Here is a 25,325-nt window from a genome sequence, read left to right on the forward strand (position 1 = left end):
GACGCCCTGTCGATCATCTTCAACCCATGTGACGCAGGCTTAGATCCACGCTCGATCTGCTTCAGTGCCTTTTCGCCGTCTTTGCCAAGGCCCTTGAGGGCTTCTTTGAGTTTCCGCTCCCCTTGCGCGGAAAGACGGATCGTATATTCGCGCGATCTGCGGCTCACTTTTCTCCGTCCTTTCGGGTCTCTTCAAAGTGTTCGGTGAATCCCTGCTCCCAGAACGGAAGCAGCATGGCGGCAACGCGACGCGGCACGCCTGACAGTTCCAGAAACTCCAGGCAGGCTGGGATGTCGAAACCAACAAACCCCATGCCGGCACGGATCTGACCGTTGAGCATGGGCATCAACTCAACAAAGGTGCGGCCCTCGATCGAGCGGGGTCGCTGTTGTTCTTGCGGGCAAGCGCCTTCGCCACCAAAACGCGCGCAGGTGAATGCCTTGTCCAATCCCGCGCAATCACGGCACCGGCCAAGGCCGCCCCCAGCTACAAATTTGGCGAAGGCGCGGACCCGTTTCCCTCCAAGGTCACCATGGCCATCGGGCTTTGAAGCTGAACAAAGAGGCGATCCAACAGCATCGGCATGGCCGCTTTGACCATGGTCCAATTTTCAATGTTGAAAGGCAGCGGTTTTGACTTCTCCGGGTCGTCACCCTCATAGACTTCGATGCCAACCCAACCAGTGCAGAACTGCGACACCAGGCGATCCAGCAGCATCTCTTGCGCCAGGCCAGCCAACCGGTCCTTGAACTCATCGCCAAGCTCTTCAAGCTCTGCCCCGGCCAAAGCTGCTGTCTGCTCTTTGGTCAAACCATCGCGAGCTGATCGATGGGCCCAGGCCTCAGCCTCTTTGTAGTCGGCGAAAGTGAAACCCTTGAACTGGAACTGAATCTCATAGCCAAGGGAGATAGTGCGCTCCTGCCCCAGGAGCGCACGAGAGATTTTGACAACCATCTGGATCAGGTCGGGTTCGCGTAGGCCGCAACATCGTTGGTCAGAACGACATTGAACGGGACCTGACCAGGCGCAGGGCGTCCGATCTGCCAGTTAAAGTCAGCGTTCAGGATCCCACGGCCAGAGATATTCGGGCTTGACCGCTCCAGGCGCGCCTTGAAGAACTTGTAGACGATGGACCAGCCGTTGCTGAGCGTGTACTCCAGCGACAGATCAACCAGAGTGCCATCGACCGCCAAGTCATAGAACGAGCTGTCGCGGAACCGGGTCCCAACGCTGCCATCCCCCTGCCATTCACCACGGTCTACACCGGCAGCAGTTGGCAAGCCATTCATCTCTTCCTGGTCGGCCTCAGCGTCCATCGCCATCTTGCCAGACAGGCTGGTGATGGCAGCAGCAGGAGCGCCGTCGATCTTGACCAGGCCCTTGAAGCCAACGGGCACAAGATCGTTGGCCCAGGCGACGGGTGTCGTATCGCGCGCAGCACCGGCCTTCTCTTCCTGGCGACCAGTAAGCATGAAGGTGGTACGGGCACGCTGATTGTCCTTTTTGCCGGAGATTTCCAGACCGGTGTAAACCAAGCTGTCAGCCACAAAGTGCTGATTGATGTCGCGGTGACTCTTGCACATGGTCAAGAAACGGTTGGTCGGAACCGCGGCCGGGCTGAAGGTGTGTGTGTAGGTGCCGGTATTATCGACGGTCACCGGGTCGCCAAACAGCATGGCCAGATGCCAGCCAATGGACTGCAGGCCAGTCGGCACAACCAGATTGCCTGCGACAGCAACCAGACCAGACGTGATGTCACCACTGAAGTGATCGCCCTGGATCGCATCATCTTTGCCCAGATCCTCGGACGCAGTGATGCCGTATTCATAGAACGGCAGGTGGCGGTAGGCGCCCTCGGCCGCGGCCTCGGCAGCGCCGTAGGCCGCCTGGATCCGCGACTGCAGCAGAACGTTGTCATTGCGAGCGTTGCTCATGGTGCTGTCTCCATTGGATTGTTGGATGTTTCGTAAAGAAGTTCGATCGGGATCACCGCACCGCGCAGCAAAGAGGCGCCGGCCATCGCGATCACGTCAGGCTCGACCGGTTCGCCAATTTCCATGTGATCCACCCCGATCGAGGCCAGATCCAGATCTGCCAGCAACTGGCCATATCCAATCAGTGCTGCTTCATACCGTTCAATGCGTTGGGCCTGTGTCTCTCCCATCACCACCAACTCAATCTGGCAGGTCCTTGAGATCTCGCGGACGTCATCCCCGAGCCGGTCACCGATCTTCCGCGGGCCATCGAATACGAAGTTTGCAATGCCTTCTTCCGGGCAATCCTGCGGCAATGGGTCATCGCGGCTCACGCTGGTGATCCCGGCGGTTTGAGCGGCCGCAACAATTGCGCCCGCAATCAGTTCGTGTTTGGTTTTCATTTGCGCCCTCGGCTATCCCGCATCCGGAAATTCGCATCCAACCGGCGCAGGATTTTGCCTTCGGCGCCGCCCAAAACGCGGGTTACATTCAAGCGCTTCTTCAGTCGCACCTGCGGGTAGAGGAAGAACATGATCACCGTCGACAGACCGTAACCTGTTTTGAGCGCCCTCTTGCTGTGAGACAGCGTGTATCCGCCGCGTTTCCCGGCGCGTTTGCGCTGATTATCAACCACCAGCAATGAGGGCCCGTTTGTCCGCGGGACAAACCGCAGTCGACCATACTGGTGTTCTGGAAAGTTCTCTGGCGAAATCCGCTTTTTTCCCCGGCCAACAAACTTGGGAGCATGTTCAGTCGGAACCGCGATCCAAGCACCACCGGTCGATTTGATGGTTGCGCCCTGGTCAAATACCTTGATCAGCTTTTCAGACTTGGTGTCGATCACCGAGGCCGCGCCAAGCGAGTTTTGATTTTCCGGGTAGTGCTTGGCATGCCAGGTTCGGGCCAATCGAGAGCCGAGGCCACCCGCCACAACATCGGCACGCAGATCGAAAACCACATCCTCAGCGCCTTCACGAACCGCATGCGAAACCGCCCATTCGGCATCAGCCAACTCTTCAGCCATATACTCTTCGAGATTGCCCAAAAGCGCTGCAGTGAGTTTCAAGGGGTGGTGACCTTCTGACTGTCCAAGATCAAAACCAGTCGCCGTGAATCTTTCGCCTTTGGAGTGCCTTGGACTTGGCGCCGTTCTCCATCGATGACGAAGACTGGCTTCGCCATTCCAAGCGCGCGCCACTTGCTGGCCTGAATTTCAAACAACGTACCTGGTGCGGCGACTTCCATCGTCGCGAAACTGCCCACCTCATCCCCTTTTGCGGGGATCAGAAGGATCGTCTCATTGATACCTTCGGGATCAAAAACAGCTTCCCGACCGAAGTGCAGGAAGCTGTTTTCTATAACCTGGATCTGATCCATAGATCAGTCTTGCGAACCGTCGTTCGAGTTGTCGCCGGTGCCGTCGCCATCCCCAGCGCCGTCGTTCGAACCGCCATTTTGACCTGAGGCCTTTTTCGCAGTTTTCTTGGTGGCGATTTCTTGGGTCGCCTTCGGTTTCGGTGCCAGCCGCACTTTGCCCGTTTTTTTCAGAGCGGTATATTCGTCATCCGACACCTCCCCAGTCCATTTTTGGGGAAAGGTCCGCTTGCTGGACTCGTCCAGCTTCAGCTCAACTTCTTCATCAACAATGATCTTCTTCATCGTCTCTCTCCAATTTTGGTTCCGAAACACCAAGGGCGCCCGCAGGCGCCCTCTGGTATCTTTCAATTTGAGGTGGCGTTAGTTCGAAGAGTGAATGCGGACCAAGACGCCTGGGCGCAGGCACATAGGAAGGGTTTGCATCATCGCTTCAACGTCCACGAACCGATCCTGCTGTTTGTCCGGGAAGACAGCGGAATAGAACGGTTGCCCTTTCTGGTTCACCATCCCCATGTAGTCGGCCGAGCCATCAAAGTCATGGAACGTCTGACGAGTGCCTACGGGGAAAACCATCGCTTCGCCGCTCGGAACAAATGACCGTGTGATCGAGGTCCCATCTTCTTGTGGTACACTGGCCTCGCCCAGGTATTCCTTGAAGTAGATGCCCTGGAATTCGAAACCGTCACTTGCATCGTCACGCAACGGATCTTTGCCAGTATCATTGCGGAACTTGTCATACCGCGCCCGGAAATCCGCATGCCCCATCAGACGATCGATGAAGACCGGATGGCAGAGTGCGACGATTTTCGTCATCACATCGCCCATCAAATTCAACTTGATGTGACGGGTCACTTCACGACACTTTTCGGCCAGATCGGTTGAGCCGGTGCCAAGAGTAAAGTCAACGGACTTCTGCGTGACCTCAAATTCGTCGAACAGGTTCACGATGTCCGAGCCATCAGCGTCGCGAACGATGCCTCGCAAGGCCCCTGCGCGCAGATATTCCTTTGTGATGTCAAGGCTGCCACGCAAATCCCGTTGGCGCTCTGCCACTTCCACCATGACTTGCTTCAATTCGGTTTCCGAGCCGAATGCGCGAATGCTGTCGATGTCATCAGCGGTGATCCGGCTGGATGCACCGAAACGCTCGGTGCGAAAGTCTTTCAACTGACGTTTTCCGCGAGCAAGGCCCGGAAGGGCAGTACCACGTTCGGAGGATTGAACCAGCTGAAGCACACCATTGTGAAGCTCTACTTCAAACTTCTTCCCGCGGATACCTTTCGATTTGAAAAGCCCCATCGAGCCAATAAGGCCCCATGCATTGGGAAACAGGCGAATTGCCGCGGAAAGCTCGGACGCTCGAAATGCGTCGTTACCAAAAATGTCCATGTGTGTCATAGGACGTCCCTTCTTCTAGGATTGGATTTGACGAAAAGTCGTCGATCAGATCTGTTTGATGCCCCGCGCCGACAGCTGGGCCATCGCAGCGTCACGCTGCGCCTGATTGCTGATGCCCTCCGCAAAGGTCAGACCTAAGCGGCGAACCCGCGCGTGGCTGGTAATCACAACGGCTTGAACATCGGCAGCAGATGCATCAACGTCGTTCAGCAAAATGGCAACAGCCACTTCGCTGCCGTCTGCTGCAGCCGGATCACAAGCGGTCAGCTTTTCATTTGCAGAGATTTCGCCCAGCACCGTGCCGGAGCTGTATTTGGCGCCAGAAGCGATGGTCTTGAGGTCGCGGCTGTAACGCGAATCCTCTTCAAACATCAGCCAATCGCCGGGGGTTTTGCCTTCAGTCAAAGTGGTCATTTCTCACTCTCCATGAATAGGATTTGGGGTGCCGTTACTGTTCGGGCGGCGGTTAGTCGTGGATCAGGGCTTTAACCGCATCCGCTGCAAGGTTCGCAGGGGCCACTGCTCCGGCCGAGGTATCGAGATCGGCGTCATCGTCTTCCATTTCCGCGCTCAACTGGCGCTGAGGCGCGGCCGAAGCTGCAGCCGCCAGATGTTTCTTGGCCTGTTCCAAGGACATCGAGCGATCACCTGCCAGGCTGCGAGCCAGCTCTTCTTTGCCCTCTGCCTCGGCGCAGGTCAGAATGCCCATAACCCGGTCGTGTTCGTCCTTTGCGGCATCCGCTGCCGGTGTCTGCACAGAAGCGCTCGGGGTGCTGTTCGTTTCGGCCGCCGGTGCGGGAGTATCATCACCAGCCGCTGGGGCTTCGTCACCGGCACCAGTGGTTTCGTCAATCTGATCGGTAGCCTGTTCTTCAGCGCTCGGATTGGTCGTTTTTGCAGTCTTGGACATAGGTTTTGTCTCCTGGTTGCTAGCGAAAGGGGCAACAAGACCGCTGCGCCCGTTGGTTTCTGAAATGAACTCTTCGAAGGCCTCCGCCGGCTCAGCAACTTCATCGGCCAGCCCAACCTTCACCGCCTCGGCGCCGAGGTAGGTGGCGGCTTCAGTCGACAGAACACCCTCAAGATCGATCGCGCCGTTTCGGCCAGCGGCGACATTCTCGGCAAAGATCTGGCGGAGCTGCTGCATCTCGCCTTCCAGCGACGAACGCACATCATCGGGCAGAGGCTCATATGGGTTGCCGTCCGCCTTTCGTTCACCGGCACTGATCACCGTTACGTTGATTCCGGCATCGCTCAGCTGCTGGCTGTGATCTGCGTGCAGGCAGATGACCCCGATTGAACCAACCCCTCCAGCTTCCGGCATGATGATCCGATCGGCCTGAGCCGCGATGGCATAGCCGGCCGAAAAAGCATGGTCCGCGACAAAGGCAAAGACCTTCTTGGAAGTCCGCGCTTTGCGGATCTGCTTTGCGAGGGAAAACAAGCCAGCAACTTCGCCGCCGTGGCTATCGATTTCCAAAGCGATCGACTTCACGCGATGATCCATACAAGCCGCCTCGATCTGAGCCGACACCCCTTCATAGCTGACCTGCCCCGACGAACTCCCAACCCAGGCACCGCGATGCACCAGCGAACCAGCGACAGCGATAAGTGCAACCCCATCGCGCAGTGCGTACCCGTCACGTTCCCCCATCCGGATCTCGTGGCTTAGCCGGCCATCGAGAATTGAGGCGAACGGTTTTGCAGCTGACGGGGTCGCGACGGGTTCAACGTCACTTTGAAACGCAACCTCACTGACCCCAAGAATCCGAGGCCCAAGGCCTGCAACAAAACTTTTGGCCTTGGCAGGCGTTACCAGTAGCGGGGTGTGAAACACCCGCGACGCAATTTCCGGCATCGACATGTGGTTAATCCTCGTCTTGGATCGACGGGCCACCATTGTGGCCGATAAGTTTCGCGAAACTTTCCTGCATCGGGTGCAGGCAGTCTTTAGGCATGTCGGACATTTCGCGCTTGATCTGGGCGATGTTCTCTTTGAAATCGCTGCCGGTCAGTTCGGCCGCTTCGTCTTCCAGTGTTGAAAGCCCCAGAGCGACGCGCATCGCCGAAGCCTGCGCCTCCTTCACCGGATCAACAAACCCACGGCCCGGGCCGACCCATTTGGCGCGAGAATAAAACAGCCAGTTCTCGCGAAAATCAGGTGCGTTCCGAGGCAGTTGATAATGCCCGTTCATCACCTTTTCTTCGAGCCACGCCATGAAAAATGGTTGGCAGAAACCCTGCGCAAAGGAGATGCGGCGGGCGGTCCAGCTACGCCAGATTTCGATCATTGCAGCCCGCGCGCTTGAGTAGTTCGTCTTCGACCAATCGGACGCCAGCTGTTCGTAAGAAATGCCCAGGCCCGAGGCGATGTTGCGTAAAACTGCACCTTCGAAGTCCGCAAATTGCGCCGCTGGGCGCGCCGTATTCAGCATCCCGATTTCATCGTTGGGATAAAGTGTCGTGACGCGTGCGCCACCCACCTTAATCCCGCTGTCGCCGTAATGATCACTCCGACTGGTGTTCATCCGTGCAAAGCTGTCAAACAGCGTGTTGTCGCCTTCATCGCCACCTGCTTCGATCAGTTCATCCAGCACATTTGGCCCCATTGGCGACTTGATAAACGCAGCCAACACCGCGTTAAGCACCGCCGCCTGAAGCTCCACTTTCGAATAGTGGTCTTCCATCTTCAGCTTCTCGATGATCGGCGCCAGTCTGGATATGCCGCGTGTCTGGCCGTCGCGAGTTTTGTCAAAGTGGTGCAGAACCACCGGCCGACCGAAGCGCTTTTCACGAGGAATGCGTTTCCACTGGAACTCTTCCCCCTCGCTGTAGCTCAGGCCGTTGTTAGGATGCGCCTGCCGGAACCAATAATGTGTTGCAGCGCCATACTTGTTCAGCACGACGCCGCTACGCAGCCGCGGGCTATCTGGCTGGCCATCTGGGTTGGACATCAGGTCCGGATCCACGACGCGCAGCGCAGTGTGGGTTAGCCGGTTCGGCATCCAGCTGACAACCCCAAGAGCTTCGCCTTCGATGCAGAAGGTCCGATAGCCCAAGCCAAACATCGCACTGACAGTTTGTGACCGTGTAACGTCAGCAAATTTGCGCGGGTCATCAGCATAAGCCCGCCAATCAGCCTCCGCTCGCTCCTTGAACTCAGACGCCCATTCCTCAGAAAGCCCCAGCGCCTTCCAGTCGGGCTTCAAGATCGGTCGAAAGTTGGCACCGATGATGCTGTCAACTTCCTTGTTGATTCCGCCCGCAGCCCAACCGTTGTTTCGCGCAAGGTCGCGCGCCCTAGCTGTGACCTTGTCCCGTGCCGGCAAGACCTCTGCATCCGCAGATTTTTGGGCCGGATGAAACGACGACATGGAATCCGCGCTGCTATCTCCCGCCACATAGGACGACCCTGCGCCAAGGAACCCGGTTCGGCCTGCGTTCGCCTTAGCCTTGCGGGCTTTGTTACTGATGATCGGCACCCCCATCAGAAGCGCACCGCCCGGGACCGGGCAGCAACAGGTTGCCCCAGTTGCTGCTTCAAGTCGCGAATGTAGGACCGCAGTTTCTGCTCATCCGTGGATTTGAACTTTGTGCGGTGCCCTTCATACTCGACCTCCACAATTAAAGACCCCATCATCAGTTTGTGAAGTGCGGTTTCTGCCTCAGTCAGGCGGGCGCTCAGTGTTGCTTCATCGGCCATTTAGCACCTCGTTGAAACGATTGATTTTCTTCTTTTTTGGCTTCGCCGGTTTGCTCAGAGGCTTCTGAAAAGGCTCGTTGTCCTGACCAACTGGCTCATTTTCATCCGCTACTGCTTCGGGATCGTCGTCCGGATCGCCTGGCGCGCCACGCTTGATCTCCAAGGCGTCCCATTGATTGTCTGTCAACGAATCCCAGCCCTTCCGGCGGGCGGCTGCTTCGGCATAGTTTTCACAATCCAGCGGTTCATTTCTCACCGTTGGATCAACAAGCTCCCACTTGCTAGTGACTGTTCCCGAACGCTGGCGCGTCAGTACGCAATGCTCCGAGGTGATGCCTTCAAAGTAGAAGTCATCTAAGCCCGCTGCGAAGCTGCAATAGCCACGCTGGCTGGGGTGGTCCTTCTTAAGCCAAGTGTAAAACTGGCCTTTCATCTGGCTCACATTCAGGATGAAGCCGCGTTTTTGACGTCGTCGCGCTTTGCCATCCTTACGCCGCTCAAACTTCATTGGCGCTATGATGGGCCCGGTTTCACCAGACGCCCCTTTAACCACAATCACCCGGCGCCACGGATGCGTTTTCGCCCAACTCCAAACGTCATCGGTGAACGCGCCACCGTCGATCGCAAGCATATCGATCTGAACGCGAAGGCTTCGTTCTGTCCGGAAGCCCTGAGATAGCAAAGCATCGAGAGCTTCCCGTCCTTCAGCGGAACCTATGTGGTGCGGAATGACCAAGTAGTTGACCGTGTGGCGCCACCGGTTTCGACCGAACGCCTTCAGAGCAACCTCAATCCGGTCATCCTGACAATCCACACCTGCAGTAAACAAAAATTCGCGTGCTGGCAGGATGTTGAGATCCAGCGGCAGCTGGCCCGTTTCTGGGTCATGCGCTTCAGCCCGTTTCTTCAGCGCTTCCCAGTCTGGTGCATCGGTCGCCAGCTCATATTCAAGGCCCAACACATCGTTAAAAAAGGTCTGCTCGGTCTCAGCCTCGACCTGGTCAGAACGATCCTTGCGGGTCCTTGTCTCGTTGGTGGTCTCAACCTTACCCCACCCCATCGCCTTAGCGTAATCAACCGCAATCGATGCCCAATCTCGTTGGGGCGCATAGGCGCGCCAGAGAAAGAAGCCCGGATGATCACCACCCGGATTGGTCGCCTGCCAAAAGCCTTTTTCCACCATTTGCTCTTTCTGGTGATGCCGGATCTCTTCGGAACAGGACGGGCAAGTGAAATGCGCGTCGTAAAGGTTCGTTGGGTCGATGTTCTCAAGGAAGTTTTCCCAGGTCAGAACAAACGGCTTCCCACAGCATGGGCAAGGTAGATTGTAGTATCTCTGATCAGAGCGATCGAACGCGCGCGAAATGCGGCATGTGCCTTTCAGGAGCGGGGTCGAAACCCGCGCCATCTTGGCGTCCTCAAACCCGGATGCACGACTTTCAGCCAACGCCTCCGGATCGCCCTTATCCGTCATTTTAAACTTGGCGAGGTCGTCCAGGATGACCAGTCGGCGACTGGTGCCAGTTAGGTCGGCCGGCGAGCCCGCAGAAGCGACCTTCAGAGACCCGTTTTGATCCAGAGTCTCCTGATTGAATTTGGCGTCACGCTGCTTCCCACCAGCGCCGGAACCAAAAACTTCGCGCAAACCCGGAGTCGTGCGCCGCATCGGCATCCATTTATTATCTACCCATTCGGTAGCGGCAGTGATTGTCGGGTGAACCACCAGACTGTCCAACGGCGTGTATTCATGCCAAGTCGCCAGCGTTGGTTGGATCACCGAAACCGTCTTGCCCCACTGAGCCGAACCTTTCACCGTCACCTCACGGCAAGGATGTTCTGGACTAAGGGTTTCGTGGATCTCGCGCAGGAACGCGAACCGCTTGATATTGAATTTGCCGGGGATTGGGGACCGGTCGTTAAACTCAATATTTTCTTCACACCAACGGGTGATGTCTGGTGGTGGCGGTGGGATCAGCGTTCCGGCCATGGCGGAAGCAACCACCGCTTCAGCCGATGTCAGATATCCCAATCAGAAGTTCCCTTGCTGTTCCCGCTCACTCATTTCAGCATCCGCCGCGGCCTTTTTCAACGCATCGGCTCGGTCGCCACGTTGCTTTCGCCAGCTGGCCCGGAGATCGGCGCGCACTTCTTTGAAGTTCAGGCCGTTCTTGTCAGCGATCAATCGCGCCGCATCTTTCAGCCATGCCTCTGTCTCCGCCACTTCCTGACCGATCAGCTTCTGTGTCGCGCGCCGTACTTCGTCAACGTCAACCCAGCGACCTTCTTCAACCTGTTCTTCACGCAACGAGCGCCGCAGATCCAACTCCGCGCGCTTCACGCGGATTTCGTTTAGCCGCGCAGTCGCTTGTTTAGGCAGATCCTCATCTTGAGGCATCTGCGTTGAGGTCTTTGGAGGCCCCGACGCAATCGCATCGATCTGCGCTGTCGTCTTGGCGCCGTTCGCCACGGCCTGCGACACATCCAGTGTATGCCGCAATGTGTCTATACAGTTGTTAAGGTTGAACCTTCTCTGCCGTCCAGACCCTGTGAAGTCGTGCCCTTCAATCAGTTTTTTCGACTTAACCAACTGAGAGATGCGCCCCTTTGAGAGGCACAGTTTGTCAGCCAGTTCTGTCGTTGTGAGGCCCATCCAAATCCACCAATTCGTTTAGTTTAGTGGTTTAGTTTAGGCTTTTCATTTTGGTTTAGCAGACCGAAAACGTCGACCCTCGCAGCCCCGTATACGGCGAAACCCCCAGAAGGGACCCGTAAATAGCTGTTTTCACTCAACTTTTCGAAATGCCCACCATTCAGCGCCGCCCCGGCCATAGCTTTCCGAGGGCCTGAAACGCAAGCGCGCCCGCCGCAGTATCCCGCGTGGGCGCACCTGTAGATGATATATACAGATTGCCCTACAGCGGTCCTAGGTGTCAACAAGCTATTGTGGTTCATCGAGATCATACCCCTGCATCCTGTCTAGAGCCGCAGCCAATTGTGTCTGCAGCGCCTTGCGGTTCTTCCCTGTCTTCGACCAGCCGTGACGCTCAAGCACCATGCTGAGATCCCACCCATCGATCGCCACCAGATCCACCAGGCGGCGTACAGTAATGGAGCGGCGCTTGCCTTCTTCCTGAGATGGGCGCTGGGGCGTCTTGGCAAACCTGCTCCCTATCCGGCGCTCCAACATTCTCAAGCGTCGGATATCGCGCAAGCGCGCGGCCTCTCTATCCACCATTCCGCTGCCACCGCCACCGGTCATGCCGGCAAGCGAACACTTCATGGCAGATCCAGTCACTGCTTCCTTCAAAGCCAGATAGCCGCGAGCGGCTGCCACCTGCCCAGGCGTGAACGGAGCGGAATAGACCGGCCACTTGTCTTTGGGCTTTTTCTTCTTTTTGGCATCAGCCAGCAAACGTTGATAGCTGCGGTATGCTGCTACTTCCATCTGGTCCCAAACGTCCGCAACACGCGCGCCATCGCGCCCCATGTAGCCCGACCGTCGCGACACATGCGCGCCAGCGTCAGTTACGACTGTTTCACGCGGGGTATAGGTCTGCATCGGTCCCCGCGCGGGGGCAACCGGGATATCTGATCCACATTGCCATGGTACAGCCGCCGCGACCAATTTCGCCCGTGCGCCGGCATCGAGCCCCGGCCACTCACGCGAGCCGAATGATTGGCCAGCTGCCTTACGATGCTGTTCACTGCTGATCATGTGCGCTTCACCGGCCGAGTTGACGATGCAAACGGTATCCTTGGTCTTCATCCGTTCTTACCCCCTCAGCCCGCTGTCGCTTGCTCAATGAACCGCAGCATCGCGCCGCGCGTCTTGTTGTTTCCGATATGCCAGCTGCCGCAGAACTTGCAGCGATATGGCCTGAGGCATCCAGCACGCACGGTGCTTGGTGACCGCTGTTTCCGCAGGTGTCGAACCGAGTGCCAAGCTGCCTCTTCGGTCTCGTATGGGCGCTTCGTTCCGCAGGTGCGCCTCTGCTCTTTGCGCCGCTGTCGCCGCTTGCTCGCCATCAGTCCATCCCGATCAAGGCGGCGGGGCCGCTGTGATTGATATCGAACAGGTGCCAGGCGCAGTTGTCTTTGCCAGACATAGTGGTGCCCTCGATCCAACGCAGGCGTCCGACGCAAACCACCTTGGCGCAATGCTTCCGCAATTCACTGGCCGAACGCACACCGGCGCTCTTGGCCATGCTGGCCTGAGAGGTGTGAAACCAGTCGGCGTCAAACAGCAGCCAGGTTGGGCGCATATTCATGAAGTGCCAGATCAGCTGGTGCATGAGCGGACGAGACCAAACCGGATTTGTGATGATGTGGCTGACACACGTGGCATCCACATCAGCCCGGGTGGTTTGGAGCGCATCCAGCCTGTAGATGCCTTCGGCGCGTGGCAGAAGATCCGTAGCGACAACGCATTCATGACCGTGCTCGGCTAGTCCCCGCACCAGGTCACCCTTGCCTGCCATCGGCTCCCAATAACGCACATTGGCGGGCAAATGCGGGGCCAGGCGATCTACAGCGCGACGATCAAATGTGTCGTATGTGTCTTTGTCACGGCGCTTGAAACCTGATCGCTTACCCATAGCTGATCCCCTCCGGCAGCGTGCGCAAGAATGCGTTCACCTCTGACGCTGTGATCTTGCACAAACTGCTACCAACGCGCCGTTTTCGCCCTTCTTTGGGCGGCATGCCGGATCCCCAAAGCGTATGGCTGGTCTGTTGCTGATCCCAATAGTTCCGCCGACATTTCTCAATCCACGCGATGAGGTCGGCCTTATTTGCCGCTGGGTAGGGAGAAACGCGACAAGAGGCAGGCACCTCTTGCGCCAGGGCTTTCAGATAGGCGCGCGTGCATCGTGTGTTGCAGTCTGCCATAAGCCACTTTTTGTCTTCCATAGCGATCACCTCACACCAGCACGACCGGCAGGCCATTGGCCGCCATGATCGCGCGCTTCAATTCTGAGACGTCTGTGTCATGACCTTTGGCGTCCTCGATCACCTCAACGCCCAGCGCCACGTCGAAATAGACGAAATCAGCGAGATACCGGCGGACCTTGCCGCCGCCCTTGGTCATGACCGGCCCAGCGCCGCCCTGCAGATCGAAAGGCACCTGACAGCGCAGGTCCCGGATCTGCCCAGCGCGCTCCAGAAGGCGCAGTTCAGAGAACCGCTTGGCCTCACGCTTGCTGGCGAAGGTGATCCCGTCAACTGTGGTGCGTTCGGTTCCCCGGACGCGGCGCCGGTCTCCCTTGTCGGAGGCTTGCGCTGCGTGGAGTTGCTGGACCGTCATGCGCTCTGTCATCGATCAGCCCATGCCCAGCGCTTCTTTGTACATTTCCATCACCGCTTCTTCTTCGGCGATGTCGTCTTTGTCGCGCTTGCGCAGGGCGATCAGCTTGCGCATGACCTTGGTGTCGTAGCCGCGGCCCTTGGCTTCGGCCATCACCTCTTTCTGGTGATCGGCGATGTCTTTCTTTTCCAGCTCAAGGCGTTCGAAGCGCTCGATGAACTGGCGCAGCTCGTCGGCAGTTACCCGGTATGCCGTTTTGTTCTGCTCTTCAAAGTCTGGGTCCTCCTTCATCTTCGGGCGCCCCTTGCGGGCCTGCTGTTCCATCTTTGACCGCGTTTCCTCAACGGCATTTTCCAGCGCAGGCAACGCGCGAAGCCCCTCGACAATGGCATTGAGCAAGATGGGCGCTGCCTCTTCTCCTGCGATGTCAGTGATCTCCTGGCGGATGTTCAAGGCTTTACGAAGATCGTCGGGCGCGCGCACCTCTCGCTTACCAACGTGATTGGCCTTAGAAACGATTGCCAACGCCTCCATGCGTTCAACGAGGCGCGATGCCTTGTTGTAGCCGATGCTCATTTTGCGCTGGATAAAGCTGGTGGAACATTTGTCTTCCTGCCAGACAAGCATAACGGCCTGACGGAAAAGCTCTTCTTCTTCGGGTGTTATGGTGCCATCAAGCATAGACTTGCCCTTTCTCACAGTCGTGTTTGCAGCCCGTGCTTCACGGACGTTGCGTTGAACTTTGCGGTGGCGGCGCCGATCAGGTTGATCTGACGCGCTCGGCAGAAATCCGAGAGGCAATAGAGGATGTCGCCGCAGCAGGCGCGCACCTGGTCCATTGGATCGTGATTGCTGTTGCCTGCGATCCCGCGTTCGGCCCGGGCCAGTTTCTTCACAGCCTCCATCAGCAGGCAGGCGGCAATGGGCAGATGGTTCAGCTTGGTGTAGCTGGCGGGCGTTGGCTGTTGCTGCGTATCGATGCCGATGTGCGCGCAGAAGAGATCCAGCGCGATCAATGCATCGCCGGTTTCCTCAGTGATTTGACGGATTGATCCAGGGCCCAGTTCCAACAGTGCGACGGCATCGGCCAGTTCACCAACTTCGCCCACCACCTCAGCAGCGCGGAATAGAGTGTCGGCGCTGGCCGAGCCCGGCCATTCACCCTGACGGGTGTCATTGGCGGTGCGCAGGAGGGGCAAGAACTCTTGAAGGGTCATGCCTTCCCTCCCAGCCGTTCAATCTCCCGGCTCCATGCGGAGATTGCTTTACGGCACCCGTAGGTAAGATCCATATAGCTGCCTCCATTGATTGCCTTGAATGTTCCCGCCTGCCTGCTGTGGTGGTGGAGGATGAGCTTCAGTCGTTCACTAGCGATCAGCGCAGCACATTCCTGCGCGCGGTCTTCAGCGTAGCGAGTGGCGGCAATCCGCGCGGACACATCACTGCAGGCAATGTAGTGTTCGGGTCTGTCGGGGCGCCTCAATTGGTCGGTCATCGGCTTCACCTCAAAACGGGATTTCATCGTCAAGATCACGGGAGAGGCCACTGCTCTGGTCGCCACCGCCGTAGCCGCCCTGATCCGCGCCGTAACCGCCTTGGTCATAGCCGCCCTGGCCACCACCCGAGCTGCGTTGGCCACCTTCGCGCCGGTCCAGCAACACCAACTGACCGCCAAAGCCCTGAAGCACCACCTCGGTGGTGTAGCGGTCCTGTCCGTTCTGATCCTGCCACTTGCGGGTTTGCAGCTTGCCCTCGATGTAAACTTTGGAGCCTTTGCGCAGGTACTGTTCTGCCACCCGCACCAGACCTTCTTGGAAGATCGCGACGGAGTGCCATTCAGTTCGCTCACGGCGTTCGCCGGTGTTGCGGTCCTTCCAGCTTTCCGAGGTGGCGAGGCGCAGATTGCAAACCTTGCCGCCGTTTTGGAAATTACGCACCTCAGGGTCGCGCCCGAGGTGGCCAAGCAAGATAACCTTGTTGACGGATCCAGCCATTAGCGTCGACCTTTCTGCGCTTTGATCTGTTGAAGGGCAAAATGAAGCGCGGCAGCGGTGTCTTTGCTGACCTCCGACTTGGCCGCGTTCATTGAATGGAACCCGTGCGCCCCTTCGATCTCTTCCGTGCTGTGGAAGTGCGCGGTGCTTCCGCGGTGCCCCGGGGCGTCACAGGCCATCTTGCATTCGCCATTGGCCACATCGACGGTGACGCGGACGCTGCCGAACTTTTGCCCACCACCGTGTTGAAGTTCGCTGTGGATACTCATGGCGCCACCCCAATCGCTTCCAGTTCGGCGACAGTCGCCAGGTTCACCTTCCGCAACTCGGCCCCCGTCACCAGTTCCTTGCGGGCCAGCATCAGGGCGAAGTCGCGGGGTATGTGGCTGCAGAGAGCTGGGATGCCGGAACGAATATTTTGGGCTTCACGGGCCTCGCGATCAGCCGGGGCCTGCCCAGCGCCTTGGATGGGTTTGGGATAGTCCCGCCACTTCGCGTCCTTCAGGAAGGTCTTGGCCATCAGAACGAACTTCAGGTCATTGCCCTTCTCATCGATGGCATAGCGTTTGGCTGCGGAGACGATCCATCGCTTCAGTTGCTCGCGGTCTTCACCCGAGGTATCGCCCAGCGCCACGTCGAAGGCATCCTTTGCCGCGCTCTGCTGCGCTTTTCGTGGGTAGGCGTCGAAGAACTGGCGAAAGGCCCGGTCATCCGAAATCCATTTTTCCTCTACCGGCCCAGCGCCAGAGCAAACTCCATTTTCTGGAGTTTGCTGTGATGCCGCTTCAGGATTTGGATCAAATTTATCAATATCTAGATTTTGTGCCGCAGGCACCGCAATAGGTTCCTTAATGGTTCCATAATGGTTTGGGTGCATTTCCTGCACCTGTCGGGTGCATTTCCTGCACCTGTCAGGTGCATCTCCTGCACCCGTGCATTTCCTGCACCCCCTAGATGTTGTGTCAGGGGTGCATTTCCTGCACCCGTCAGGTGCATTTCCTGCACCTGTCAGGTGCATTTCCTGTACCTGTGCGCTTTCTGGCCCCACAACATCTTGTGTCAGGGGTGCATTTCCTGCACCCGTCAGGTGCATTTCCTGCACCCCTATGCTCTGCGACTGCTCCAGATCTCGCGGTAGGGATGCACTCTGTGCACCCCTTGACTGGACTGTCGATGCCAGCTGACTAACCCGCGGAAGGACAATCTTGTATTCATCGACATAGCCATTGTTGCAGTTGCGCTTGCCAACTTTCTCTACAAGCCCCTGCGCACTTAGGTCTTGGATGGCAGTTTGGACGGTCCGTTTACTCTTGAACTCTAGGTCTGCGGCAATTGTCGCCTTGCTGCACCAGATGCCGGTCCCGTCGTCGCTGGCAGAATCCGCCATATACAACAGAACCGACTTCATTGTCGGTGAACCGACAACCCGCCGCTTCACGAGGGCAAACACTTCGTTGCTCATCTTTTGCCTCCTTTCCGCAAGGTGCCAGCCGACTCCAGTGAATGGAGACGGACTGGACCGTTGATTGATGTTTTGCAGGCCGGCGACTGGTAGCTGACTCCATTTATTGGAGTTAGCCCTCGCCAAACTTGATGGGTGACGGGTCGGGTCATCGGACGCCCCTCCCATCCGGCCAGTACGCCGCGGCCACGTTTGCGCCTGGAGAATGAGCGAGGTCGGCCTTGCGAATGTCATTGGTGACCTTCGAAATCGTGTGGAATGACGCGCCTTCTTCTTTTGCGATCTGCTTCGGGCTCTGACCTGCACAGCGCTTTTGCAGCCAGCGCAGGTCCTTCTTGTCGGCGGCTCTCGATCGCAATTCGGCTTTACTGATGGTCATGCTCACCTCACCTTCTTCCGACTTTTGTTAGGTTCTTGAGGTCTTCGGAATTGATGCGCCCAGCGCGCAGAGCGCTTGGCAGGAAATCCGGGTCCATGCCCGCCAATGCGCAGACGAACCGGAAATTTCGGCCGGCCCCTGCAATCCAGCGATATGCCTCTTCCTGTTCTCGCTGTTTGGTTGGCGTCACCGGGGAACTCACCGCATCAGCCACGGCCACCCAGACGACGGCCTGCCATAGCCATTCCTCTGGGCTGGTTTGCTTCAGTTGCCTGAACTCAACGCCGAATGCGTCAGAAAGCTCCATCACTGCACACCCGCGAATGTTGCGAACTCAAGCGGGAAGTCGTTAAGGTGAGTGCATTGATTGATTGAAGGATTATTGCCATGAGATGGACAGCTGCCGCCGTCTTCATCCTTATTGGCGCCCCGGCATTCGCCAAAGACTTTGACGAGAACGCAGCGCGCCAATACTGCAAGAACAGTTACCACTCTAACTTTGCCAAGCAGGAACGCTGCTTCGACGGCATTTTTCAGGGTTACTGGGACACCGTTCACACCCTGACCTATTTCAAAGATCCGGCGAACATGTTCGCTGACGCATTCCAAAACTGCCGGGACCGCTGGGGTATCCGTTGGGATGAGGTGCATACCTGCATCCAAACCCAGATTTCGGCAGCCCAGGCCGGAAGTCTCGCAATAAAGCGGCTCCCTGCGATGCAAGGTGCAGTGATCTTTGGAGAGTGTTGGGAAGACAGAAGTGCCGATCTGAACGAGTTCAGGGAGTGCGCAATCTTCATGGCGGACCGTTGGGAGCGCGAGAACCCCTGAACGAGGGGCCCGCTGGATTGTCGCCGTCCTATTCATCTGCCGCCTCTGCGGCTTCGGGATCTTTGAAACTGAATGCCTCCATAGGGCAGTCAATTTCGATCTCGTCGCAAAGGATTTTTACCTTAGCGTACCAACTGGAAGGCAGTTTCTTTGCCCAAAGAGCTTGCTGAATGCTTCTCTTTCCAGGGAGATCCTTGCCCGCCGGCCAATCGGCGGGTGCTTCACCAAAAACCGCCAGGCGAACGCGCTCGCGACCGAGGCGGTTAACCAAATCGACTGCAATTGAGGGTGTAGCTCTTGTAACCATACATCCGACAATCTAAATTATTTAGATAGAGTCAAGTGTCTGAAACTTAGATCGTCTAATTTTTTTAGATAAGGTATGATTCGGACATGAGCATTGAATCCAAAACCGGCAAATACGCCGACATCGCAAACCGCCTACGAGCGGTCCGGGCCTATTACGACCTCAACTCAAAGGACTTCGCCGAACAGGCAGAAGTGCCATACAAGTCCTATTCTCAGTGGGAAAGCGGTCAGTTTCGCGTGTCGATTGATGGCGCAATGAAAATTGAACGACGATATGGTATTTCTTTGGATTTCATATACTTAGGAAGATTGGACACATTACCCAACAGAATTGCAACAGCATTAGCATCCAACCCTTCGGTCAAACAAACCAGCGCATCCACTGTCATCCCCGACTGACGAGCGGCATCCAGTAACTTGTCAAGCTGATCATCATTCATCTATTCAACACCCGAAAAAATCCGACTTCATGATTGCGCCTAATAGTTGCATATGCAATATCTAAGATAGCTTTATGCAACATATTTGATACGACATGGCACTCATCCATCAGAAAGTTCAGGCGATTCTTGCCGAAAAAAACTTGAACCTGAGACGCGCTGCAATCTCGTGCGGGATCAATTATCGGACTCTTCACTCCGCGATCTCAAATGAAAGAGACCTGACGTTCAGCCTCCTGGATCCGCTGACCCGTGGCCTCGGGGTTTCTCTCAGCTACTTCAGCTCTGATGTCCCCATCGACAAGATCAAGGAACACATCCATCAAACCGGGCCCGCCTTGATCGCCATCAAAACGATCGAGGACGCCCTGACCGCCGCGCGCGAAAACGCTAAAGGCCGCCCCAACTGCAGCGACTTCCTCGACTGGTGGTATCGCAATGATGGTCGCCTTGACGAGTTCGACGGCATCAGACCCTACGTGGATCAATTCCTTCCGCCAGAACCTGACGCCGCCCTCATCAACCCAACCGAAATTGGCGAAAAAAGCTTAGCCACTAAGCACTTCGATCTACATGAAACAAGGCACCTAACCCAAACACTTGAGGGCTTCAGCTATAGCGCCAACCTTTCACTGCGATCTGCGCACATGGAAGCGCTCGAACGCGGCCAGCCAGTTGTCAGCCACCCACAATTGCACGAACGCCTTCGCAATGGTGAAATATTTAGAAGCCAATACAGGCGCATCCTCGCACCGGTAACGCTTTCCGACGGAACCACGGGTTTGCTGAATTTCTCAGAGGATCTCGGCTGAACCTAGCTCCGCCTGGAAAAACTCTTCCATTTCGACTCTTGGAGTCCCCACCCACCATTCGGTTGAAGATCTTTTCGCCGGCACTGGCTCGACCCATGTCTGCGCGAACGGGACAGCTTGCGTGAATCCATGCGCAAGATCCAGGCGCGCCCGGCGATGCCGATCAGGAATGAAACCATACACCCAATCAACATCCCATTTCTGGACAGCCAATACTTGCGCCAAACGCATGAAGGCTGCCAACCGCTCGGTCTTGCCGCGCCTGTCTGACCTTAAGGCCAGCTCCCCAATATAGCCAAGACGGCCATTCACCTTACCGAGCGAAGATGCAACCTTAGAGATAGCCTCACCTCCTTGGTGCGGATACTGATGCCGCGCAACTCGGCGAAGATATTCAGTAAACCGCTCCCGACCGAGATCCTGAAGCATAACAGCGACAACACCAATCCGGCCCTCGCCTTCTTTCAGGAACAGCCAGAATGCGCCCGCCTCAGTATGATCGACTCGTTCGATCGCAAAAGTTGGCAACTGATAGTCCCGACCAGTCTCCAGCGCCGCCTGAGGAACAGCTTCAAAATCGTAAAACATCTCCACCTGGAGCCCTTCAGCCTCCAAAAAGCTTAGGTATTTTCCTGCCACCTTAATAAGGTCCAACTCATTCATTTCGCCACCTTTTGTTGCATCCACATCAGGGCTTGCGTCAGATTTTCGACGTTTACCACAATAATCGACCATGCATACTGATCTAAATTTTTTAGATTTGTGCTTTACGAATCTAAATTTATTAGAATAGTGTTCCTCAAACGGAGGACACTCATGGATAGTATCACAGCAATTTCCGCCACAGACATCTACCGCGACCTACGGGCAGCCGGTGCGATCTTGGAATGGCTGAACATCGCGCATGAAGATGCGGTGATCGATCTCTGCCTGAACAGCTTCGACGCCACGCTGAGCAGCAATGAAACGACTTTGGAGTTCTCTTTGGGCAAGGTAAGCGCTCAAAGCACACTGTGTCCTGTCGGTGCGGTTTTGAACTGGTGCAACTTTGTTCTGGAATCAAACCTGCGCGACAAAGAAGCGCTGACACGCTTCTGCACTGCTTTCGCGATGTGCCACCCCGATCAACTACAGATCCTGACATTGCATTGCGCCAAAAGCGGGATCGGCGCCATCACGCCGCCCCGCGTAGGTCAAACCCACCTGTTTGAAATCGGCATGTTCGATGTGATCGGACGCGGTGACAGCGAAGCGGCTGCCGTTCTAGACTGGCTGACCGCAGCTGGCGCTCACGTTCGCCAACCATGGCATTTCTTGAAAGCGGCAGCATGAGCCTGCCTTCCCCCCCCTTCCCCGTCGCGGATTGTCCCCCTCGATCCGCCGACACCCTGCCCGGCGGCGACTCCTCCTCCCCCGCCGCCGGGCCCTTATCCCCTCCCACCACTCACATGGGATGCGAGACCATGAGTCTCGCGCAGGCGCGGGCGGTTCTGGCGATGATGCCTGACCATCGCGATTGGACGATTGCCCGCGCCTGCTCAATTATTATCGCGTCGCTGAAGACGGATGCCGTCGAGCGCGCAGACGCAGAAGCTTTCGTGAAGCGCTTTTTCAGTTCACCCGAGGCGATACAATACCTCGCGCCAGAAGTGGATGCGACCGCGGCACCGGTCGCCGCGATGAATCGTGCGCTGGACCAGATCCGGAGAGCCTTCCATGTCCAAGTCTAGCCTCCCCCATTTCGCCGAACTTCGCGACGGCAAGCTGATCGAGCAGGACGATGGCAGTAATGCCCTTGAGATGATCGCGCCAACCCTTTTGGGCGCGATCATCCTCCTCGGTGGAATTGGCCTGTTCTGGGTGGCTGTGTGCTGGCCAGCAGCGGCCATACCTCTCTTGGAGGTGCCCCATGGCTTCTGAGGTGACACTGGATCGGCTTCAGGCAGCGCAGCTGACTGTCGCGCATCTGATTGAGAAAGACGAAATCTATTTGCCGATATTCGAACGCTTAGAGCGCGAGATTGCCGCGCTGGAGCGGCCAGAACCAAGCGCTTTGGATCGCGCCCGCGCCCTCGCTGCGCAATCCCGATCAGCCTGACAGATCACCGGCCAGCCGCCCTTGGCTGCCCCGTGATCTGTTTATTGAAGGAAAAAACGATGACCAACCGCACTACCTGCATCTATCACGCAAACTGCGCTGACGGCTTCACCGCCGCCTATGTGGTTTGGTGCGCGCTTGGCGGCAAGGTGAAGTACATCCCTGCAGCCTATGGCGATCCCTTGCCCGATGTGTCTGGGCAAGACGTGATCCTGGTGGATTTCAGCTACAAACGCCCGCAGATGCTGGAACTAGCCGCGGCCGCGCGTACTGTCCTGGTTCTAGATCACCATGACACCGCTGAGCGCGAACTGACCGGGTTTCCGCCCCCATTCAATCCGATCGCAAGTGAAAGCCTCTGGATGGCCCACACTGACGCGGTAGCGGTCAAGGCATATGCCGGGGAGCCCGCCTGCCAATTTGATATGTCCCGCAGTGGCGCGCAGCTGGCTTGGGACTTCTTCAATCCCCAACTGCCGCGCCCGCAGTTGATCGAATATGTGGCTGATCGCGACCTCTGGCGCTTCGACCTTCCAGACAGCCACGCGGTTTCAGCGTTCATTGGCTCGCATGACTTCGATTTTGGCGAGTGGCACAGCCTTTCCAATATGCTGGAAGACGCCCGCCTGCGCCACTATGCAGCGCGCAACGGCTATGCGATCGACAGAGCCAAATCCAAAATGATGCGTGACCTGGTGGCGGCCTCTCGCCGTGACATGGTGATCGGCGGCCGTGTGGTGCCGGTCGCAAACCTGCCCTTTGTCATGGCGTCTGAGGGTGGGCACCTGATGGCGCGCGGTGAAGATTTTGCAGCGACCTACTTTGATCAGAAAGATGGCAGCCGGAAATTCTCCCTGCGTTCGCAAGGCGCCATCAACGTTGGTGAGATCGCAGAAGCCTACGGCGGCGGCGGCCATCCCCGCGCCGCTGGCTTCACCATGCCCAAAGGTTGGGAAGGTGATTGCCCGGTTGAAGAAGTTCTAGAGGCTGCGGGCTTTTGAAGGCCTGCATCAGCATCGGCAGCAGCATCGTGCAAGGCGACTTCGTGGCTTCTGCGCGCCGCGGCGAAGGCAACGAGGCTGTCTCATTCGCCATCATCTCAGAAAACGGGCGCGGCCACGTAGGGCGCCTCATCCCCTCAATTCGCAAGAACCAATCCAGCGCAGCTGCGGAAACGCCCAGCGCACAATCTGATATTTCAGGAGGAAACCATGTCTGACTCTCACCCTGTCGACGTTCACGTCGGCAAGCGCCTGAAGAACCTTCGCCTGATGCGCCAGATGACGCAGGGCGACGTAGCCAAGAAATTGACCATTTCGTTTCAGCAGGTCCAAAAGTACGAGCTGGGGCGCAATCGGATCAGCGCAAGCAAGCTCTATGAGATTGCTGCCATCCTGGATGTCCAGATTTCGTACTTCTTCGAAGGCTTGGACGAAACCGGTGGTGGCGGCCCTGTTCTGGATCCTGAGATTGCCAAGCTCGCTGGCCAATTGGCGCAGCTGCCACCCGGTGCGGTCAAGCACAACATCACAGGCCTGATAACAGCAGTGATCAGCGAGCGCGCGGCATGAGCGACATCATGATCAAGCACAGCATGCAAAAGGTCGAAACGAAGTCTGATGCATTTCTATTCAACCTCGCCGAGACGGCCGGGAAAGGCGTTGCCTGGACCCTGACGGTGATCGCAATTCTTTTGGTCCTGGAGCTTAACGATGCGCGCAAGCGCGAGCGAGAGAGTCATTCCGCTCTGACCGCAGAAGAGAACTAACCCAACCAAATCCGACAGACGCCTCTTTCTGGCCCAGCGCGCCTGGGCCAGCGACGGACGACAGGAGGTTTCCATGAAAGATATTGAAGAAAAGAGCCCGTCTTTCTGGTTGGGCATCCCGCAGGATAAGCTGAACCAGAACAACCGCGATCATATCGATTTGCTGTGCGATGCGTTTGCTCAGAACGCTTATAACTTGAACGTTAATTGGCACAAAACCAACTTCGGCGACCGGTTCAGCGCGTTCAACATCGCGCCCTATGGCGGCGAGATGGCCACGGCTGACGGCGACAGCCTCACCAGGCTGGTCTTGGGCGCCCATGACCGCTGCATCCGCGTCAGCATCTCTGCCCACACCTTTAAGCAAATCACGATCATGATGCACTCTGGCCGCGGCCGAACAGGAGGCGTGGGATCTCGGCATCGCACAATGGAGCAAGCGCTGCAGTATTGGCGCAAATACCACCCAGCGGAACCGGGCGGCATCACGGACCAAACGTTGCTGAAGCGCGCCGTTCGCAATGCGCGAGATCGCAGTACCCGCGGCAAACACCCGCGCTGGGTCGCTGTCAAAGACCAATTCCAACTGGGAAGCACCTCTGCGTCAGATCTCTGCCGCCGGTTTGACCTGAACCCCGACGAAGAGGTGAAATAATGGCCGGGTATATTGTCGAAATCGACAATTTTGAGTTCGAGATCGCGCCCTGTCCGTTTTGCGGCAGCAAACCCCAAGTAATCGAGAACGCACACGACGCATTTGGTTTCAGATGTACATGCGGGGGAAAGCGGTTCGTTCAAACCTACTTCGATTCAAAAATCGCTGATCGAGCGGGCCGCATACAAAGCGCGGTAGCGGCCTGGAACTGTCGGCCACCCGTCTTGATGGGGCAAAACTCTGGTGCCGCCGCGTGACCCAACCAATCGCCTATTACAACGAATTTGACCCCGAAGCAGCTGAATGGCTGCGGGAATTAATCAAGGCCGGGCACATGGCCCCAATCTTGGATGTCGAAGCAACTGACCTTGTGGGGCTTACTCAATGTCACTTCTTCGCAGGAATCGGGGGGTGGTCATGCGCCCTGCGACTCGCGGGTTGGCCAGATAGCCGGCCCGTCTGGACCGGATCCCCACCCTGCCAACCCTTCTCAGTTGCCGGCGAAGGTAAAGGGCGAGACGACCAGCGACACCTTGCCCCCAAATTTGTCAGCCTGGTGCGGGCCGGCCGCCCCGGAGTGTTGCTTGGCGAACAGGTCGCCAGCTCGGCGGTCTTCGGAAAGGCTGCAGGGGCGTCTAGAAAAGCTGCTGGCCGCTCGCCTGATTGGGCGTGGATCGACGATCTATCGGATCGGCTGGAAGCTGCACACTAAGCCGTTGGGGCGACCGATATTCCGTCTGCGGGCGTCGGCGCCCCGCACATCCGCCAGCGCACCTTTTTCGGGGCCGTCGATCTACGACGTCCCGCCGGCCAATGCTTTG

At 57.2% G+C, this 25,325-nt stretch carries 40 protein-coding genes and 1 pseudogene; 13 read left to right on the plus strand and 28 right to left on the minus strand.

Annotated elements, in window-relative coordinates:
- Positions 1-163: 163 nt before the first annotated feature.
- From ACORLH_RS18010 to ACORLH_RS18140, 27 genes and pseudogenes are all read right to left on the minus strand, one after another.
- Positions 164-448, minus strand: coding sequence for a DUF7697 family protein (locus tag ACORLH_RS18010; RefSeq protein ID WP_321829745.1), 285 nt, complete (start codon positions 446-448; stop codon positions 164-166).
- Positions 449-486: 38 nt separating this feature from the next.
- The gene (locus ACORLH_RS18015) at positions 487-954 is read right to left on the minus strand and encodes a hypothetical protein (protein ID WP_321829746.1); all 468 of its coding nucleotides are present in this window, start codon (positions 952-954) and stop codon (positions 487-489) included.
- Between the two features lie 5 nt (positions 955-959).
- Positions 960-1,934, minus strand: a complete 975-nt coding sequence (locus ACORLH_RS18020; RefSeq protein ID WP_321829747.1) for a phage tail tube protein — start codon at positions 1,932-1,934, stop codon at positions 960-962.
- Positions 1,931-2,377 (minus strand): hypothetical protein, encoded by a 447-nt coding sequence (locus tag ACORLH_RS18025; RefSeq protein WP_321829748.1) that lies wholly within the window; start codon positions 2,375-2,377, stop codon positions 1,931-1,933. The genes ACORLH_RS18020 and ACORLH_RS18025 overlap by 4 nt, the downstream gene beginning before the upstream one ends.
- Complete coding sequence (locus ACORLH_RS18030; protein WP_321829749.1) at positions 2,374-3,042, minus strand: DUF6441 family protein; 669 nt, start codon at positions 3,040-3,042, stop codon at positions 2,374-2,376. The genes ACORLH_RS18025 and ACORLH_RS18030 overlap by 4 nt, the downstream gene beginning before the upstream one ends.
- Entirely contained in the window at positions 3,039-3,353 is a 315-nt protein-coding gene (locus ACORLH_RS18035; protein WP_321829750.1) for a head-tail joining protein, read from the minus strand. Before ACORLH_RS18035 ends, ACORLH_RS18030 begins: the two co-directional genes overlap by 4 nt.
- Before the next feature lie 3 nt (positions 3,354-3,356).
- The gene (locus tag ACORLH_RS18040; RefSeq protein WP_321829751.1) at positions 3,357-3,635 is read right to left on the minus strand and encodes a hypothetical protein; all 279 of its coding nucleotides are present in this window, start codon (positions 3,633-3,635) and stop codon (positions 3,357-3,359) included.
- 78 nt (positions 3,636-3,713) lie between these two features.
- Complete coding sequence (locus ACORLH_RS18045; RefSeq protein ID WP_321829752.1) at positions 3,714-4,751, minus strand: major capsid protein; 1,038 nt, start codon at positions 4,749-4,751, stop codon at positions 3,714-3,716.
- A gap of 45 nt (positions 4,752-4,796) precedes the next feature.
- Entirely contained in the window at positions 4,797-5,165 is a 369-nt protein-coding gene (locus tag ACORLH_RS18050) for a head decoration protein (protein ID WP_321829753.1), read from the minus strand.
- A 52-nt stretch (positions 5,166-5,217) separates the two neighbouring features.
- Positions 5,218-6,615 carry a S49 family peptidase gene (locus tag ACORLH_RS18055; protein ID WP_321829754.1) on the minus strand — a complete coding sequence of 466 codons (1,398 nt, stop codon included), beginning with the start codon at positions 6,613-6,615 and terminating at the stop codon, positions 5,218-5,220.
- Between the two features lie 4 nt (positions 6,616-6,619).
- Entirely contained in the window at positions 6,620-8,239 is a 1,620-nt protein-coding gene (locus tag ACORLH_RS18060) for a phage portal protein (RefSeq protein ID WP_321829755.1), read from the minus strand.
- Positions 8,239-8,454, minus strand: a complete 216-nt coding sequence (gpW, locus tag ACORLH_RS18065; protein ID WP_321829756.1) for a gpW family head-tail joining protein — start codon at positions 8,452-8,454, stop codon at positions 8,239-8,241. Before gpW ends, ACORLH_RS18060 begins: the two co-directional genes overlap by 1 nt.
- Complete coding sequence (locus tag ACORLH_RS18070) at positions 8,444-10,483, minus strand: phage terminase large subunit family protein (RefSeq protein WP_321829757.1); 2,040 nt, start codon at positions 10,481-10,483, stop codon at positions 8,444-8,446. Before ACORLH_RS18070 ends, gpW begins: the two co-directional genes overlap by 11 nt.
- Positions 10,484-11,104 (minus strand): hypothetical protein, encoded by a 621-nt coding sequence (locus ACORLH_RS18075; protein ID WP_321829758.1) that lies wholly within the window; start codon positions 11,102-11,104, stop codon positions 10,484-10,486. It abuts the gene before it with no gap.
- Between the two features lie 288 nt (positions 11,105-11,392).
- A complete protein-coding gene (locus ACORLH_RS18080; protein WP_321829759.1) occupies positions 11,393-12,220 on the minus strand; it encodes a hypothetical protein in 828 nt (275 codons plus the stop codon).
- Positions 12,221-12,479: 259 nt separating this feature from the next.
- Positions 12,480-13,049: a class I SAM-dependent methyltransferase gene (locus ACORLH_RS18085; protein ID WP_321829760.1), complete on the minus strand. Its 570-nt coding sequence runs from the start codon at positions 13,047-13,049 to the stop codon at positions 12,480-12,482.
- Entirely contained in the window at positions 13,042-13,362 is a 321-nt protein-coding gene (locus tag ACORLH_RS18090) for a hypothetical protein (protein WP_321829762.1), read from the minus strand. The genes ACORLH_RS18085 and ACORLH_RS18090 overlap by 8 nt, the downstream gene beginning before the upstream one ends.
- Before the next feature lie 10 nt (positions 13,363-13,372).
- Positions 13,373-13,768 carry a DUF1064 domain-containing protein gene (locus ACORLH_RS18095; protein WP_321829763.1) on the minus strand — a complete coding sequence of 132 codons (396 nt, stop codon included), beginning with the start codon at positions 13,766-13,768 and terminating at the stop codon, positions 13,373-13,375.
- A gap of 3 nt (positions 13,769-13,771) precedes the next feature.
- Positions 13,772-14,047, minus strand: coding sequence for a DUF2312 domain-containing protein (locus ACORLH_RS18100; RefSeq protein WP_321832850.1), 276 nt, complete (start codon positions 14,045-14,047; stop codon positions 13,772-13,774).
- Positions 14,048-14,245: 198 nt separating this feature from the next.
- Positions 14,246-14,437: pseudogene (locus ACORLH_RS18105) on the minus strand (DNA translocase FtsK); the annotation flags it as partial.
- Between the two features lie 14 nt (positions 14,438-14,451).
- On the minus strand, positions 14,452-14,973 hold the full coding sequence (locus ACORLH_RS18110; protein WP_321829764.1) for a MazG-like family protein: 522 nt from the start codon (positions 14,971-14,973) through the stop codon (positions 14,452-14,454).
- Complete coding sequence (locus ACORLH_RS18115; protein ID WP_321829765.1) at positions 14,970-15,251, minus strand: hypothetical protein; 282 nt, start codon at positions 15,249-15,251, stop codon at positions 14,970-14,972. The genes ACORLH_RS18110 and ACORLH_RS18115 overlap by 4 nt, the downstream gene beginning before the upstream one ends.
- Before the next feature lie 10 nt (positions 15,252-15,261).
- Complete coding sequence (gene ssb, locus ACORLH_RS18120) at positions 15,262-15,750, minus strand: single-stranded DNA-binding protein (protein ID WP_321829766.1); 489 nt, start codon at positions 15,748-15,750, stop codon at positions 15,262-15,264.
- A complete protein-coding gene (locus ACORLH_RS18125; RefSeq protein ID WP_321829767.1) occupies positions 15,750-16,019 on the minus strand; it encodes a hypothetical protein in 270 nt (89 codons plus the stop codon). Before ACORLH_RS18125 ends, ssb begins: the two co-directional genes overlap by 1 nt.
- Positions 16,016-17,212 (minus strand): helix-turn-helix domain-containing protein, encoded by a 1,197-nt coding sequence (locus ACORLH_RS18130; RefSeq protein WP_321829768.1) that lies wholly within the window; start codon positions 17,210-17,212, stop codon positions 16,016-16,018. Before ACORLH_RS18130 ends, ACORLH_RS18125 begins: the two co-directional genes overlap by 4 nt.
- Positions 17,213-17,360: 148 nt before the next feature.
- Positions 17,361-17,591: a hypothetical protein gene (locus tag ACORLH_RS18135; protein ID WP_321829769.1), complete on the minus strand. Its 231-nt coding sequence runs from the start codon at positions 17,589-17,591 to the stop codon at positions 17,361-17,363.
- A 7-nt stretch (positions 17,592-17,598) separates the two neighbouring features.
- The gene (locus ACORLH_RS18140; RefSeq protein ID WP_321829770.1) at positions 17,599-17,898 is read right to left on the minus strand and encodes a hypothetical protein; all 300 of its coding nucleotides are present in this window, start codon (positions 17,896-17,898) and stop codon (positions 17,599-17,601) included.
- Between the two features lie 80 nt (positions 17,899-17,978).
- Here ACORLH_RS18140 and ACORLH_RS18145 point away from each other — a divergent pair, with 80 nt between their 5' ends.
- The 3 genes from ACORLH_RS18145 to ACORLH_RS18155 all read left to right on the plus strand — a co-directional run bounded on the left by ACORLH_RS18145 (position 17,979) and on the right by ACORLH_RS18155 (position 19,983).
- Positions 17,979-18,422 (plus strand): hypothetical protein, encoded by a 444-nt coding sequence (locus ACORLH_RS18145; protein ID WP_321829771.1) that lies wholly within the window; start codon positions 17,979-17,981, stop codon positions 18,420-18,422.
- Positions 18,423-18,815: 393 nt separating this feature from the next.
- The gene (locus tag ACORLH_RS18150; RefSeq protein WP_321829772.1) at positions 18,816-19,130 is read left to right on the plus strand and encodes a helix-turn-helix transcriptional regulator; all 315 of its coding nucleotides are present in this window, start codon (positions 18,816-18,818) and stop codon (positions 19,128-19,130) included.
- Positions 19,131-19,266: 136 nt separating this feature from the next.
- Positions 19,267-19,983: a helix-turn-helix transcriptional regulator gene (locus tag ACORLH_RS18155; protein ID WP_321829773.1), complete on the plus strand. Its 717-nt coding sequence runs from the start codon at positions 19,267-19,269 to the stop codon at positions 19,981-19,983.
- Here the strand turns inward: ACORLH_RS18155 and ACORLH_RS18160 are convergent.
- Complete coding sequence (locus ACORLH_RS18160) at positions 19,966-20,718, minus strand: hypothetical protein (RefSeq protein WP_321829774.1); 753 nt, start codon at positions 20,716-20,718, stop codon at positions 19,966-19,968. The two genes, ACORLH_RS18155 and ACORLH_RS18160, sit on opposite strands and share 18 nt — an antisense overlap.
- An 81-nt stretch (positions 20,719-20,799) precedes the next feature.
- Between ACORLH_RS18160 and ACORLH_RS18165 the strand changes: the two genes are divergently transcribed.
- From ACORLH_RS18165 to ACORLH_RS18210, 10 genes are all read left to right on the plus strand, one after another.
- Positions 20,800-21,315, plus strand: coding sequence for a hypothetical protein (locus ACORLH_RS18165; RefSeq protein ID WP_321829775.1), 516 nt, complete (start codon positions 20,800-20,802; stop codon positions 21,313-21,315).
- A 131-nt stretch (positions 21,316-21,446) separates the two neighbouring features.
- A complete protein-coding gene (locus ACORLH_RS18170) occupies positions 21,447-21,713 on the plus strand; it encodes a hypothetical protein (protein ID WP_321829776.1) in 267 nt (88 codons plus the stop codon).
- Complete coding sequence (locus ACORLH_RS18175) at positions 21,700-21,903, plus strand: hypothetical protein (RefSeq protein ID WP_321829777.1); 204 nt, start codon at positions 21,700-21,702, stop codon at positions 21,901-21,903. Before ACORLH_RS18170 ends, ACORLH_RS18175 begins: the two co-directional genes overlap by 14 nt.
- Complete coding sequence (locus tag ACORLH_RS18180) at positions 21,893-22,081, plus strand: hypothetical protein (RefSeq protein WP_321829778.1); 189 nt, start codon at positions 21,893-21,895, stop codon at positions 22,079-22,081. Before ACORLH_RS18175 ends, ACORLH_RS18180 begins: the two co-directional genes overlap by 11 nt.
- 59 nt (positions 22,082-22,140) lie before the next feature.
- Positions 22,141-23,082, plus strand: a complete 942-nt coding sequence (locus ACORLH_RS18185) for a DHHA1 domain-containing protein (protein ID WP_321829780.1) — start codon at positions 22,141-22,143, stop codon at positions 23,080-23,082.
- A 210-nt stretch (positions 23,083-23,292) separates the two neighbouring features.
- Complete coding sequence (locus ACORLH_RS18190) at positions 23,293-23,652, plus strand: helix-turn-helix transcriptional regulator (RefSeq protein ID WP_321829781.1); 360 nt, start codon at positions 23,293-23,295, stop codon at positions 23,650-23,652.
- Complete coding sequence (locus tag ACORLH_RS18195) at positions 23,649-23,849, plus strand: hypothetical protein (RefSeq protein WP_321829782.1); 201 nt, start codon at positions 23,649-23,651, stop codon at positions 23,847-23,849. Before ACORLH_RS18190 ends, ACORLH_RS18195 begins: the two co-directional genes overlap by 4 nt.
- 73 nt (positions 23,850-23,922) lie before the next feature.
- Complete coding sequence (locus tag ACORLH_RS18200) at positions 23,923-24,504, plus strand: hypothetical protein (RefSeq protein ID WP_321829783.1); 582 nt, start codon at positions 23,923-23,925, stop codon at positions 24,502-24,504.
- Positions 24,504-24,761, plus strand: a complete 258-nt coding sequence (locus ACORLH_RS18205) for a Lar family restriction alleviation protein (RefSeq protein ID WP_420719774.1) — start codon at positions 24,504-24,506, stop codon at positions 24,759-24,761. The genes ACORLH_RS18200 and ACORLH_RS18205 overlap by 1 nt, the downstream gene beginning before the upstream one ends.
- A 77-nt stretch (positions 24,762-24,838) precedes the next feature.
- A complete protein-coding gene (locus tag ACORLH_RS18210; protein WP_420719831.1) occupies positions 24,839-25,216 on the plus strand; it encodes a DNA cytosine methyltransferase in 378 nt (125 codons plus the stop codon).
- Positions 25,217-25,325 lie beyond the last annotated feature (109 nt).

Source organism: Thalassovita sp. (assembly GCF_963691685.1).
Classification (GTDB): domain Bacteria; phylum Pseudomonadota; class Alphaproteobacteria; order Rhodobacterales; family Rhodobacteraceae; genus Thalassobius.